Below are 12,660 nucleotides of genomic sequence, written 5' to 3' on the forward strand. Positions count from 1 at the left end.
CACCCTACATTCAACCCACTAACTATCCTTCAATGCACCATGCTGTCTAGCAGTTTTAATCAGCAATTTAATATTTTCGTCCGTTATATTAGAATTTGGAGCTAAATTTTTAAATTCATTTACACTCATCTCTCCTAAATCTTCTATGGTCTTTATACCATATTCGGCAAATTGTAATATGAATTCAAGCGATAATTCTAATATATCTATTAATTCTTGCTCAACTCCTAGATCCTCTAGCTTTTTGATAATCTTTTCATTCTTAAGGTCGACGTAATTAATAGCTCGATTTTTAATCTCTACGGCAAGTTCTTCCTCAAAGCCTTCAATTCTTGTTAAAGTACTAATCTCACTACTAGCAATTTGTTCTACTGAATTAAATCCCGTTACCGATAAAAGCTGACCTATAACTTCTTCAACATCTAAAGCTTCCATAAATAATGCCGTAGAAGTTAAGAACTCTTCATTTCTTCTTTTTGATTCTTGCTCTTCGGTCATTATATCGATATTCCAACCTGTAAGCTGAGAAGCTAAACGAACATTCTGCCCTCTTCTACCTATTGCAATACTTTGATTTTCCTGCGAAACTACTACTTCTACCTTATGCCTATCCTCATCAATCAAAATTTTTGTGATTTCCCCAGGTGCAAGCGGTGCAAGAGCATTAACTATAAACTGTGCAAGATCATTACTCCATAATACTATATCAATTTTCTCTCCGTTTAATTCATTTGTTACGGCTTTTACTCTATTACCTCTAATACCTACGCATGAGCCTACGGGATCTATACTACTATCCGAAGCAAATACCGCTATTTTTGCTTTTGAACCGGGATCACGTGCTACTGATTTTATTTGAATAATAGATTCAAGAATTTCAGGTACTTCTAGCTTAAATAGTTTAACTAGCATCTGGTTATCTACTCTAGACAAGAAAATCTGCGGTCCTTTTGTTTCTTGCCTTACATCCTGTACATATGCTTTTATACGATCATTAGGTTTAAAATTCTCACCCTTAATTAATTGATCTTTTTTTATTATTGCTTCCGCACGACTCAGGTCAACTATTATATCACCGTATTCTATTCTCTTAACTATCCCATTTATAATTTCGCCTTTTCTATCTTTAAAGTCATGATATTGTTTTTCACGTTCAGCTTCTATAACACGTTGAGTTATAACTTGTTTTGCAGCTTGAGCCGATACTCTAGCATGATCAATCGGCGGTAAATATTCATATATCTCATCACCGATTTTAGCTTCCGGATTCTTTATTAAAGCTTCTTCAAGTGAGAGTTGCGTTAAGTAATCTTCTACATCTTCTACTATTTTTAAGATCCTTAAAAGATTTATCTCACCGGTTTTCCTATTTATCTGAGCTTTAATATTATATTCATTACCGTATTTTTTTCGTCCTGCTGCTTGTACCGCTTGTTCAACCGTTGAAATCAAAATTTCTTTTGATATTCCTTTCTCACGAGCTACAGAATCTATAATTTGTAAAATTTCTACATTACCTACATTAGACATACATTATCTCTTATTGCTTTAGCAATTTTTTAAATACTTCTTCAGTTAACACTAGATTAGCATTTTTAATTAAATCATAATCAATTAGTACTTCTTGTTCTTCACATTTTAAATATATTTTATTATTTTCTGCTTTAATTATTTTACCCTGATAACGAGTTTTGCCGTTCAATAATTCTTTAAGTTTGATTTTAACTTCTCTTTCTAAAAATCTATTATAATTTTCAAACTTTACTAACGGACGTTCAAGACCGCTTGATGCTACCTCTAAAGAATATGCAGCTTCTATTAAATCTTCAACATCTAGAATAGCGGAGATAGTCCTACTTGCTTTAGTACAATCTTCCACAGATACTTTTTCGCTGTTTAAGCTATCAATCAATATCTCGACTACTTTAGGGTTAACACCTTTAAACTTCACAAGAACTAACTCAAACCCCATATCTGTCAAGGATTCTTCTATTACGTTTGTTATTTGTTGTTCAATAGTTTGCATATTTGATATTTATAACAAAAAAGGTGGGATAAACCCACCTATCTATAATTTTTATAATGCTTATCCGTAACCAAAATACACTAATTAGAATATATAAGCAATATTTAACTTTATATTTTTGTAAAACTACATATTCATAAAGGGGCAAATACTCGATAATCCCTCTGGTCTGCTTAGAGATGAATCATAGTCTCCTCCTGATGAACAAAATGCTTCTACATGAATCTGAGTATACACATCACCCCCATTTTCGCTTCTAATATATGCTGCACATGATCGTTAAAAGAATGAGGACCACAAATTTCATCAGTTTCACCTTTTAAAAGGCCTAATAAAAATTCTTCAGCTATTCTACCGATATGATAATGTATATTATCGTTCTCATTAATATTATTATAACTATCTTGAGTATAAAATTTATAGTGAATTTCAGTATCGCATATTGCGGCCATATCAGTTAATTTTTTGACAGCTGCATCTAATTGAAATGTATCACTGTTTTTATTTCTAGTAGAGTGAATAATGTGCATAACGGCGGAAAGCTTAACATTTTCTTCATTTGTTATACTATTAATTCTAGAAATAGAATGGCTTGCTCCCGACCCGCCGCTGATAAGAACGAGATCTTTATTGTTTTCTATATCCGATTCAATATATGAAGGGTGTACTTTTACCAGATGATTTTCAGAATCAAATAGATAATTTGTTACAGTGCCATTAGGATTTTTCTTTATTAAGTATTCATAATAATGACCTTCTTCATCATGACCGGTTTTTATAACTGTAAATTCACTGTATCTTTCTCCTACTTTAAAAGTAATAATTTGCCTATGTTTGTGCGGTATTACTTTTTGTTCAGCACTTTCTATTTCGATTTTTATTTTATGACTTTCAAAACTCGCTATATTATACTTTGCTTTTAATTCATCATATTGCTTCTTTTCAGCACTTACAAAATGCTTTCCTACTATATTTACGTTACCTACCAGCTTGTTACCCTCATCTACATTTGCTATAAGCTCTTCAGCAACAGGTTGATATCACTCTGAAGGAATATTACGCCCTACAATGTATCAACAATTTTTGATACCGCCCTTTTACATTTATGATCATTCTCTAATGCTTGGATTGGATCACTTCTAAAAGATCTACTTCATCTGTTTCGCTATATGCACTTAAAACCTTTAGAATACTACTGCCGGTAAGATTTAAAAAATTTTTCATTGCATTTGGCTGTATTCCTTTCTCAGGTTTTTCAGTATTAAAACTCTTACTATTAAAAAATTCATTTACCACTGCTTCATGTTTAGTTGCTAAATTTCCATAAAAATTTAAAGATTTAGTAATATCAAAATTCTTAAATAGCGCAGCAGTTTTGCTTATTTCGCTCACTATAGTTGTTCTAGACATAATTACTCCTTTTTGAATAATATAACCTTTACTACAAATATGCATTTAAAATACATATTATAGTAACTAGACTTATATAGACGTTTTTTAAGGTAAAAATAAATAAAATTTTTATGCAGTTAACAAGTTTTACCGACTACGGATTACGTAGCCTTATATATCTTGCTTCAACACCGGAAAGAATTTGTAGTGTAAAAGAGATATCAGAGTACCATAATATTTCCCTTAATCATTTGATAAAAGTGATTCATAGATTAGCACAATTAGGATATATTAATAGTAGTAAAGGAAAAGGAGGAGGAATTAAGCTAGCATTTAGCCCTTTTTCCATGAAGTTGGGAGATATAATAGAAAAATTAGAACCTAATATGAATATAGTAGAATGTTTCAATAAAAATACTAATAGCTGCAGAATTACAAATTCATGCCAATTTAAACATTTTATTAAAGCAGCAAGTGAAGCATTTATAAAAACATTGAATAATTATACATTAGAAGATGCAATGATTACTAAAACAATTCAAATTAAGGATAAACTATAGAAAAATAAGCGTTTTTCTTTTTCCGCATATTAAAAACTCTTGATTCCCCTTAGCTCCTAGTATTGGACTTGCTATTATACCGAATATTTTAAAATTATGCTCTTTCTCAAGCCAATCTTTGATTTTATCGCATACTTTTTGATGTAAGAGAGGATTTTTAATAACTCCTCCCTGCTCTACTTCATGCTTTTCGACCTCAAACTGCGGTTTTATTAAAGCAATAAGCATGCAATCTTCTTTAACTAAATTTAGTGCAGTCGGTAATATAGTAGTTAAACTAATAAAGCTGGCATCGCAAACAATTAAATCAGGCTTCGTTATTATTTGTTTATCGGTTAAATATCGTGCATTAGTCTTCTCAAGCACCTTAATGTGTGGATTATCGCGTAATTTAGGATGAAGTCCGCCATAACCGACATCTACGGCAAAAATTAATTTTGCTTTACGCTCAAGTAACACTTCTGTAAAACCGCCGGTGCTACTACCGATATCAATACAAACTAAATTTTCGGGATCAATTTGAAAATAATCCAAAGCGGCAATTAATTTTAATGCCCCTCTTGAAACATAATTATGCTGCGGTAGCTTTACCTTAATGTCGGTGTCATTTATATTAACCTGTATCCCAGGCTTAATTAACTGCTCATGCTTATTATGTACTTTACCTTGGATAATCAAACTTCGTGCTATGGTAATATCTGTTACAAAACCTTTTTGCAGCAAATATTCATCAAGCCTTATTTTAGTCATTACTGTTTAAATTTGAATTTAACTTATGTTATAAGGGCCCATTAGATAGACAATATACAATTTGTCTAATTGAAAGTTACAGTTTCAATTAGACATAATATATTTGAGCCATACAATAATGCTACAACTGAAGGGAACATGGTAATCTAGAAAAATATTCAAACCCTAACCAATATATGTCTTTTCTTACCGGCAGAGAGCTTTATAACTTTTTTATCGAGTAAGAAATTAGTGTTAATTATCATATTTTCATCTGCGACTAATCTATCATTTATCTTAGCACCATTCCCTCTTATAAGCTTGCGTGCTTCCGATTTAGAAGTAGCAAGCCCTGCTTCATGAAATAATTCATATGCACTAATACCTGCTTGTAATACTTCCTGCTCTAAAACAACGGTAGGTAAATTCTCATCGATTTGTCCTTCTTCAAATATCTTTACTGCAGTTTCTAGAGCTGATTTTGCTGCCTGCTCCGAGTGACAAAGCTTAGTTAGCTCATAAGCAAGCTGTTTTTTAGCTGCATTAATATCTTCTGCCACTAAACTCTCAAACCTATTAAGCTCTTCTTGAGTGAACTCGCTATATAATTTGGCAAATCTAACTATGTCGGCATCTTCACAGTTACGCCAATATTGGTAATAATCATACGGGCTTAGCAAATCTTCATTAAGCCATACCGCTCCCGCAGCAGTCTTGCCCATCTTAGCACCGGAGCTAGTCGTAAGTAGCGGTGTCGTCATACCGAATACTTCTTTGCCGCTTATTTTACGAATTAAATCGGCTCCCATTACGATATTGCCCCACTGATCACTACCGCCAAGCTGCAAGCTGCAATTGTAATGCTTGCTTAAATAGTAAAAATCATAGGCCTGCAATAACATATAGTTAAATTCTAAGAAGCTTAAATGCTGCTCACGCTCAAGCCTTAGTTTTACCGAATCCATAGTCAGCATACGGTTTACCGAGAAATAGCTACCAAAATCCCGTAGAAAATCTAGATAATTGAACGCATCTAACCACTCTGCGTTATCCAGCATAATAGCATCACTTTTACCGTCACCGAATTTGATAAACTTCGACAAAGATTTTTTAATACCTTCGGCATTTTTAGCTATATCTTCTTTGCTTAAAATTTTGCGCACTTCGTCTTTCCAAGTAGGATCACCGATTTTACTCGTACCGCCGCCGATAATTACAATAGGCTTATGCCCGTGCTGCTGAAGCAATCGCAGAATCATTATCTGCATTAAACTACCGATGTGGAGTGATGTAGCAGTACAGTCAAAGCCTATATACGCAGCTATTTTTGTTTCTTTCGTTATAGCAGTTAACCGATCCAAATCGGTACATTGATGGAAATATCCTTTATTTATAAATTCTTCTATAAAACGCATATATTATTTCTTATCTTTTAAAAATTCCTTTTTTGCTTTTCTGCTAGGCAATAAAGTGTTAAGGAACATAGCATCTTTATCACCTTTTATATAAAGTACTGCATGTACTTGCGCAATCATTTGAACATATAAAATTTTTTGACCTTTATATTGCTCTTGATTATGATGTAATTTAATATCTAATAAATTACCGTCAGCAATCGACTGTATTATTTCTTCAAAGCCTATACCACCACGCTCATTCAATAACTTAACGTTCTTTGCATGATTATATATATACTTGGTCATATATTTAGAGTTTAGTAGTGTCTGAATGAATTAGCATATTAAGATAGGTCTGATAAGGCAAACCATACTTAGAAGCTTTAATTTTTATTGCTTCTATGTCATGTTCTGCAATCCTAATAGTAACAGATCTTTTTTTATTAAGATGTGCTTTTGCAAATTTTTGAAGCAAAACTATTTCACTTCTATCATCAATTTTTTTGCTGCTTTTCAAAATTATCTTCAATATCTTGTTCGTAAGAATCTAGTTTGATACTCATAATACAAACATTTTCAATCTTATAAAGAATGTAAGTACTTTGTCAATACTTGATATATTAGATTATCATGCGAATATTTGTAAAAGCAGCAATATCAACGGCTGCATGGAGATTTTATGCTCATCCTACAGTTGCTATGGGGATTTGTGTTGGAACAGCTCTTGCATATTCACCGGAGAACACATTTGAGTTATTAAAAAATACGACTTATACAGGAATAGAAGCAGCAAAATTTGCTTATGAAAATACAGCAGGGATAGTAAACGGAATAGCCGGCTTAGCTCATCTTGTGTATGATAACTTACCAAGCTACAGCGAAACTCCTCAAGTGGATCTAGTCGGTAGCATAGAAATTTCATGGGTAGATGCTGTTGCATAAATCGCTAAAATAGCCAATAACTAAAAAAGCTGATTATGTCATTCCTGCAAACCAGGGACGTTGTTGCATAAATCGGCGTCATTCCCGCAAGACATTGTTGCATGAATCAGTAAAATCCACTGTGTCATACCGTGGTTTGACCATGGTATCCAAAAAAATAACTTAAAACACTGGGGATGCCCGCTGCTGCAGGAGGACATTGCCTGCGTAGATCGATTCCACCTATTGTCACCCCGTAGCTGGGTCCAGTTAAAAATACTAGTATTTTTTTATCATATTTATGGATCCCGTGGTCAAGCCACGGTATGACAACAGGAAATCGATCCATACAGGCAATGCCCCACGGGAATGACATAGAATAAAAACTGTCCGGTTACCTTACTGATATCTGTTATATTTTATAATAATAAAATTTTATTCCTAAAACCCTTTTTCAAAGAGCTACAGGAAAAATTAATATTACCGGCTTGAGCCGTGTCCGGTCCTTCATTTTTTATTTTCTCTATATCCTTACTACTTGGTACTACAACGGCAATATGCCCTGCTCTTTTTGGATTAGCATTGTTATATACGGATAGAACAAAATATCCTTGATTAGCAAATTGTTGTGCTTGAATAAAACTATCATCACGATTTCCTGCTTTAACAAAATGCCATCCGTTCTTTATTCGGTCTGTTTCAAGCCACTCAGCTTGCTTATTTGATAAAGTAAGGTATAAACATTTTATCGCTTTCAGGATGGTAGAGACTGATTTGGAAACCCCAAGGCTGCACTAGCAGCATACGCACAACAACTACAATGAGTCAAACGCTTTAACTTAGGAGAAGTATATTTTTCTGTTTCTTCTAATAAAGTTTCTCCCGACTTACAATTTATTACATTACCTTTCTACCACTTTTCCTTAACATTTAAAGAGTTCATTACTGCTAATTTTTTTTAGCACTTTCTGATATATTGTCTGCTTGTGCAGTCATATTAATCCAAAGTAAGTAAATTATGATTAATTTTATTCATTTTTTTCTCATATCAATTTATGAACCTCTATATACAATATATAATATGATAATTCAATTATTAATTGTAATTTTTTATATTTTATTATTCAGAGAAACATAAGAACACTTTATGTTTCTTGACAAATACTATGCTTTTATATATGCTTCTTCGTATGTTAGCAACAAGAAATAAGGCTTAGAAATAAGTACTTCAAACTTAGGCACCCGTAGCTCAATTGGATAGAGTATATGACTACGGATCATAAGGTTAGGGGTTCGACTCCTCTCGGGTGCGCCATTCTTCAATTTCTTTCACTTTTATGAATGAATCAAACGGTGGACGCAGCATAAAATCAAGCTTTTCAGGTTTAAGTGTTAGGTTAGCAACAACTAAAGGTGGTAGAAAAACGATGCGGGCAGCATTATATATGGCCACTGTTACGTCTGTAAGATATAATTCTGCAGTTAAACCTTTTTATAAAAGACTTGTAAAACAAGGAAAAGCCAAAAAGTTAGCTCTTATCTTGACGTCTTAAACACAATTACCTATGTAAAGGATAAAGAACTTAAAGGCTTAGTTAAATGCCGTAAGCTGGAACGGACTATATTTTGAGCGAGGTGGATTTAGCTTTACCAAGTGAGATTTAAGCAAGAAAGAAACACATTTATTCTCGCGAAATAAAGATTTTTCTTCTATATAGAGTTATCTCCCAATTGAGATATTGCTTTTTGACTGATCGTTTAAAGCTTTCCGTTGTACTTAGCAGCAATTATCTTTTGCCTAGGTTCATTTTTTGCTTCAGCTTCAATAGAAGAAGTGTCAGCAGTCAATTTCTTTTGTCTATGTTTTTTCAAAGGTTCATGTTCTTTATCTTTGCTATGTTCTTTCTCCGGGTTTATTTTAAGCAGGGTGTCCTTAATCTTTAATTCCCCTTTGCCTATATATCTTACTATACCGTTAATTGCTATTTTCTTCTCCTGTTCTGATAAAGCGTTATATTTTTCATATGCTGTTTTACCTAGCAAATCCTCTAACCAGTAAGGATTTTTTCTTATAACATCTATTCAATCCCATTCATATCCTACTCCATTTCCTCCGCTAGTAGTAATATTAAGCGGTATTAAGTGTCTTTGTTTACTCTTATCAGTAAAATGCAAATCTACATTTTTCGTTTCTTTATTTATAATTAAATCACAACTAATACAACAAAATTTAGACAATCCTATGTATTATATTGCTGCACTTAATTGATTATCACGATCTGGAAGTTGTGCTTTTATATACTGTATTATTCTCATTTCAGCATGAGCTTTATCGCTAAGTGGACCATCTAATACAATTTTATATGGTTGTTTTATAGCTTCAATAATTGAATGGACAAATTTTTTACTTGCATCAATAGTATCAGGGTTTAATGCATCTTCTCATTTCATCAAATCTCTTCTAGCTCTAGCTACTGCCTTCACTACTTTTGGACTTACACTGGTTACATTACAGACTTTTTGTTGCACCTCTTGATTATTATTCGGATATTTTTCTAGCTCTTGCAAAATACGTGGTAATATATCCTTATGGTCACTATTATTTTTATAATAATATTGTGCAACATCTAGAAGTAGCGCTTTTCGTTGAGTAGATAGATTTTGTTGTTGTAGAAAATTTTTTTGCTCTTCTGTAGGTAAAGCTGTGTAAGGAGCATAATCTTGTAAATATTTAAAAACTTTTGTGTTATGTGTCTCAATTTGTTCAACTTTATTTGTGTTCACACTAGAATTATGTAATTCGTTGAACGCTACTAAAATTTGTTTGCCGTCAAAACATACGGCACTACATTGGCTATTATATTGAATTAACCTACCTAAGGCATCAAAGCGTCTATTTTGTAAAGGAGTATCATTTGCTTTTATAATCTTTGAGTTAAGTCGAGTACGGAAAGCATATGCAACATTCTGCAGATTTGAGTTGTTGTTGTCATTGAATAGCCCATGGGTAGGATTCTCGTCAGCAAATCCAACATGAAATACCATATAAGGAACAAGTTGTTTTGGAATCATCTTTGCTGTTTTACTTGCTACAACCGCTAGAACTGCTAATTTTTCAACACTTTCATCCAGGGCTTCACTATTATTTTTGTGTATTTTCTTATAGTGTTCAGTAAGGATTTTTAAGGCAGATATAGATTCGTTTAATATAATACTTTTTAATAAAGCCTCTCTCGATTTTTTATCTCTTATGATTCCTCTACTGTCTGGCTATCTACATATTTAACACACTCTACTGTTAACCTTTCTTTCTGTGCATTTGTTAGATTTGCCATATAAATATTATTTTATAATTTTAATTCTTTTCTCCTAAAGCCTCAACGCTTTTCTCAAATATTGAATTATCAATATCATTACCGTCTACTACAATCGTCATGTTACCTGGAATGCTTTTTAAGCTTTCCGCACCCAAATTGGTTATGTTATTATCTATTAGATCTCCTAATTTAATGTTCATAAGCGCTAATTTTTTTAGAGAATTGTTTTTTTGTAGCATGTTCGCTATTGCTTCAAAACCTAGATCTCCTATTTCAATATTATTGCTTATGAGTAAAGTTACGCTTTATTTTCGGTTAATGCAGTAGTAAGTTCTTTTATATTATTATGGGTTAAATTCTTGTTATTAAGATTTAGAGTTTTTAACCATGGATTTCATTTTAAAGCAGATGCTATATATTTTCATCTCCTAAGTTATTATTTTTAAATCTAAAGTATCAATAGATGTGAGGTTAAAAAATTTTCAATTACTTCTGCACTTTTTTCGGAGATTCTTGTTGCATTTAATATTAATTCTTTAATATATTGATTAGCCATTAAAGCATGCAGTAATTTTATGACTCCCTTGTTTCTAAGGTTATTATACCCTAAATTTAACGACATTAATTTTGTACTGCTAATATTATTTGCGATAACGTCTATCCCTTCGGCAGTAATATTCATTTGTCCTATATCTAAGGATTTTAACGGTAGTTTTGAATGAAACAACTCACTAATAATTGCTGCTCCTTTATTTCCTAGTTCACTACTACCTAATGCTAAAGAACTTAAATTAGGGTGGTTTTTAATAGCATCTATTAATATTCTTAAATCTTCTATTTTCAGCGCAATAGAATTTAAAGATAAATATTCAAGAGAGGTATTATCTGCTAAAGCATCAATAAGAATTTTTATTTTTTCACTATCTAAAGAAGTAGAATTCAGGTTTAAATGTGATATTTGATTTAACTTTACAATTTTACTTAGATTTTTTATATCATCGTTACTAAGGTTGCTGCCATATCAATCAATTTCTTTTACTACAGTATTTTTCTCTAAAGTTTTAATTACAATTGACAAAAAACTACTATCTTCTTCATAAGGTAGTTCTACACGAACAATTTCAGGATCATTATTCTTAATTTTCTGCAACAATAAATCATTTCGACTGAGGTCAATTTTTTGTCTTTTGAGAGACTCATCTTTCTTCACATCATCTATGCTAAACAAGATATAGACATTGAAAAAGGTGGTAGTAATAATTGTTGTTTTACGTCCTATAGCGTCTCCTATCCAACCAAATATTAAAAAGCTCCAAAAGGTCTTAATAAATATGTTGAACAAAAAGCAGATACAGAATAAATAAAAACTACTTTTGGATCAGCCTTTGGCAAAAACAATTCATTGAATACTACTACCATATGTACATAAAGCATAAGGTCAAAATATTCAAGCAATGTACCAACAGATAATAAACCTATTGCTTCTTTTTAATTACGATTTAAGCTGCTTTGTTCTTTCTCATAGCCGAGCATAATGTCTTTATAAAAAATTAAATTGTAAAGAAACTTATACTGTTTTATATAAAAGTCAATAGGAAATTTCGCTTTACACGATAAATAAGGACACGAAGTGCAACTTAACTCACTTCATATACTCATGCGTTGATCTTATATGAATATGGCATCACCTCACCGATAGTGGCAAACTAAAACCTATTAAGAACCAAGTTAAATAAAACTTATATCCCAAATATTGTTTGAATAGATAATTAATATATGCAATCAAAGCTACTGAAGCAACAATGATAGCTAAATTAATAAAACGATTTAATTTTGATTGAGGAAAATCAAAATATTTATAAAACAGTCCTCCAGAAATAGTAAAACCGAGTAATCCCCAAAATACCGTCCATACCCAAGCAAGACAATGCACGTCAATAATTTTAAGATAAGCTACCATCGGTACGGTTAATAGTCATAAAAACGCTCCAAACATATAAGGGTATTTTTGAATAATCTCTTCTTTGGTTACACTATATATAACAGCAATAACCATTATTCCAATTGTTATAGATGCAATAATATCAACCGGATAATGATAGCCCTTATAAATCAGCGCAAATCCCATACCGGTTAAAGTCACTACTATTATTATTCTTAATAAGGAATATATAATATTTGCAAAAAACCAACCGTAAAATAGTACGCTGCTGCTCATATGACTCTAGGGAAAGCAAAACCTTTAATATTTAGAGCAAGATTCAAAGTTATTTCAAATATATATTTTAACAATATATTTAAAATTGTAGTGAAAAGTA

General features: G+C 32.0%; 14 protein-coding genes, 1 tRNA gene and 3 pseudogenes. 4 read left to right on the forward strand and 14 right to left on the reverse strand.

The window, feature by feature from the left end:
- Positions 1-18 precede the first annotated feature (18 nt).
- The 4 genes from nusA to ACHBLB_RS06840 form a co-directional block, all read right to left on the reverse strand.
- Positions 19-1,530, reverse strand: a complete 1,512-nt coding sequence (nusA, locus tag ACHBLB_RS06825) for a transcription termination factor NusA (protein WP_475841581.1) — start codon at positions 1,528-1,530, stop codon at positions 19-21.
- A gap of 10 nt (positions 1,531-1,540) precedes the next feature.
- The gene (gene rimP / locus ACHBLB_RS06830) at positions 1,541-2,026 is read right to left on the reverse strand and encodes a ribosome maturation factor RimP (protein WP_012150994.1); all 486 of its coding nucleotides are present in this window, start codon (positions 2,024-2,026) and stop codon (positions 1,541-1,543) included.
- 215 nt (positions 2,027-2,241) lie between these two features.
- Complete coding sequence (locus ACHBLB_RS06835; RefSeq protein WP_475841583.1) at positions 2,242-2,556, reverse strand: ferredoxin reductase domain-containing protein; 315 nt, start codon at positions 2,554-2,556, stop codon at positions 2,242-2,244.
- A 586-nt stretch (positions 2,557-3,142) separates the two neighbouring features.
- Complete coding sequence (locus ACHBLB_RS06840) at positions 3,143-3,436, reverse strand: hypothetical protein (protein ID WP_475841585.1); 294 nt, start codon at positions 3,434-3,436, stop codon at positions 3,143-3,145.
- Positions 3,437-3,549: 113 nt separating this feature from the next.
- Between ACHBLB_RS06840 and ACHBLB_RS06845 the strand changes: the two genes are divergently transcribed.
- Positions 3,550-3,978 (forward strand): Rrf2 family transcriptional regulator, encoded by a 429-nt coding sequence (locus tag ACHBLB_RS06845; protein WP_475841587.1) that lies wholly within the window; start codon positions 3,550-3,552, stop codon positions 3,976-3,978.
- Here ACHBLB_RS06845 and ACHBLB_RS06850 read toward each other — a convergent pair.
- The 4 genes and pseudogenes from ACHBLB_RS06850 to ACHBLB_RS06865 all read right to left on the reverse strand — a co-directional run bounded on the left by ACHBLB_RS06850 (position 3,973) and on the right by ACHBLB_RS06865 (position 6,667).
- Positions 3,973-4,728 (reverse strand): TlyA family RNA methyltransferase, encoded by a 756-nt coding sequence (locus tag ACHBLB_RS06850; RefSeq protein WP_475841589.1) that lies wholly within the window; start codon positions 4,726-4,728, stop codon positions 3,973-3,975. The two genes, ACHBLB_RS06845 and ACHBLB_RS06850, sit on opposite strands and share 6 nt — an antisense overlap.
- A 158-nt stretch (positions 4,729-4,886) precedes the next feature.
- Complete coding sequence (gene tyrS, locus ACHBLB_RS06855) at positions 4,887-6,122, reverse strand: tyrosine--tRNA ligase (RefSeq protein WP_475841591.1); 1,236 nt, start codon at positions 6,120-6,122, stop codon at positions 4,887-4,889.
- Between the two features lie 3 nt (positions 6,123-6,125).
- Positions 6,126-6,410, reverse strand: coding sequence for a hypothetical protein (locus ACHBLB_RS06860; RefSeq protein WP_475841593.1), 285 nt, complete (start codon positions 6,408-6,410; stop codon positions 6,126-6,128).
- 4 nt (positions 6,411-6,414) lie between these two features.
- Positions 6,415-6,667: pseudogene (locus tag ACHBLB_RS06865) on the reverse strand (CopG family antitoxin).
- Positions 6,668-6,734: 67 nt separating this feature from the next.
- On the opposite strand from ACHBLB_RS06865, the gene ACHBLB_RS06870 reads away from it, so the two are divergent.
- The 3 genes from ACHBLB_RS06870 (at position 6,735) to ACHBLB_RS06880 (ending at position 8,578) form a co-directional block, all read left to right on the forward strand.
- Positions 6,735-7,046 (forward strand): hypothetical protein, encoded by a 312-nt coding sequence (locus ACHBLB_RS06870; protein ID WP_014273593.1) that lies wholly within the window; start codon positions 6,735-6,737, stop codon positions 7,044-7,046.
- Between the two features lie 1,217 nt (positions 7,047-8,263).
- Positions 8,264-8,340 (forward strand) — tRNA-Arg (locus tag ACHBLB_RS06875).
- 22 nt (positions 8,341-8,362) lie between these two features.
- Positions 8,363-8,578 carry a transposase gene (locus tag ACHBLB_RS06880; protein WP_475841595.1) on the forward strand — a complete coding sequence of 72 codons (216 nt, stop codon included), beginning with the start codon at positions 8,363-8,365 and terminating at the stop codon, positions 8,576-8,578.
- Between the two features lie 205 nt (positions 8,579-8,783).
- Here ACHBLB_RS06880 and ACHBLB_RS06885 read toward each other — a convergent pair.
- From ACHBLB_RS06885 to ACHBLB_RS06910, 6 genes and pseudogenes are all read right to left on the reverse strand, one after another.
- Positions 8,784-9,263, reverse strand: a pseudogene (locus ACHBLB_RS06885) (hypothetical protein).
- 204 nt (positions 9,264-9,467) lie between these two features.
- Complete coding sequence (locus tag ACHBLB_RS06890) at positions 9,468-10,097, reverse strand: hypothetical protein (protein WP_475841596.1); 630 nt, start codon at positions 10,095-10,097, stop codon at positions 9,468-9,470.
- A 283-nt stretch (positions 10,098-10,380) separates the two neighbouring features.
- Positions 10,381-10,581: a hypothetical protein gene (locus ACHBLB_RS06895; protein ID WP_475841598.1), complete on the reverse strand. Its 201-nt coding sequence runs from the start codon at positions 10,579-10,581 to the stop codon at positions 10,381-10,383.
- Positions 10,582-10,790: 209 nt separating this feature from the next.
- Positions 10,791-11,552 (reverse strand): annotated as a pseudogene (locus ACHBLB_RS06900) (leucine-rich repeat domain-containing protein).
- A gap of 474 nt (positions 11,553-12,026) precedes the next feature.
- Positions 12,027-12,302 (reverse strand): hypothetical protein, encoded by a 276-nt coding sequence (locus tag ACHBLB_RS06905; protein WP_475841600.1) that lies wholly within the window; start codon positions 12,300-12,302, stop codon positions 12,027-12,029.
- Between the two features lie 15 nt (positions 12,303-12,317).
- Positions 12,318-12,560, reverse strand: coding sequence for a phosphatase PAP2 family protein (locus tag ACHBLB_RS06910; protein ID WP_475841602.1), 243 nt, complete (start codon positions 12,558-12,560; stop codon positions 12,318-12,320).
- Between the last annotated feature and the right edge of the window lie 100 nt (positions 12,561-12,660).

The sequence above is a fragment of the Rickettsia lanei genome (genome assembly GCF_056242675.1).

What these genes read in the sequence shown, in the direction of transcription:
- ACHBLB_RS06860 (WP_475841593.1), bottom strand. Translation starts at nt 6,410, where the DNA reads ATGACCAAGTATATATATAATCATGCAAAGAACGTTAAGTTATTGAAT.
- ACHBLB_RS06835 (WP_475841583.1), bottom strand. Translation starts at nt 2,556, where the DNA reads ATGCACATTATTCACTCTACTAGAAATAAAAACAGTGATACATTTCAA.
- ACHBLB_RS06880 (WP_475841595.1), top strand. Translation starts at nt 8,363, where the DNA reads ATGAATGAATCAAACGGTGGACGCAGCATAAAATCAAGCTTTTCAGGT.
- ACHBLB_RS06910 (WP_475841602.1), bottom strand. Translation starts at nt 12,560, where the DNA reads ATGAGCAGCAGCGTACTATTTTACGGTTGGTTTTTTGCAAATATTATA.
- ACHBLB_RS06905 (WP_475841600.1), bottom strand. Translation starts at nt 12,302, where the DNA reads ATGGTAGCTTATCTTAAAATTATTGACGTGCATTGTCTTGCTTGGGTA.
- ACHBLB_RS06870 (WP_014273593.1), top strand. Translation starts at nt 6,735, where the DNA reads ATGCGAATATTTGTAAAAGCAGCAATATCAACGGCTGCATGGAGATTT.
- ACHBLB_RS06890 (WP_475841596.1), bottom strand. Translation starts at nt 10,097, where the DNA reads ATGATTCCAAAACAACTTGTTCCTTATATGGTATTTCATGTTGGATTT.
- ACHBLB_RS06850 (WP_475841589.1), bottom strand. Translation starts at nt 4,728, where the DNA reads ATGACTAAAATAAGGCTTGATGAATATTTGCTGCAAAAAGGTTTTGTA.
- rimP (WP_012150994.1), bottom strand. Translation starts at nt 2,026, where the DNA reads ATGCAAACTATTGAACAACAAATAACAAACGTAATAGAAGAATCCTTG.
- tyrS (WP_475841591.1), bottom strand. Translation starts at nt 6,122, where the DNA reads ATGCGTTTTATAGAAGAATTTATAAATAAAGGATATTTCCATCAATGT.
- ACHBLB_RS06840 (WP_475841585.1), bottom strand. Translation starts at nt 3,436, where the DNA reads ATGTCTAGAACAACTATAGTGAGCGAAATAAGCAAAACTGCTGCGCTA.
- ACHBLB_RS06845 (WP_475841587.1), top strand. Translation starts at nt 3,550, where the DNA reads ATGCAGTTAACAAGTTTTACCGACTACGGATTACGTAGCCTTATATAT.
- nusA (WP_475841581.1), bottom strand. Translation starts at nt 1,530, where the DNA reads ATGTCTAATGTAGGTAATGTAGAAATTTTACAAATTATAGATTCTGTA.
- ACHBLB_RS06895 (WP_475841598.1), bottom strand. Translation starts at nt 10,581, where the DNA reads ATGCTACAAAAAAACAATTCTCTAAAAAAATTAGCGCTTATGAACATT.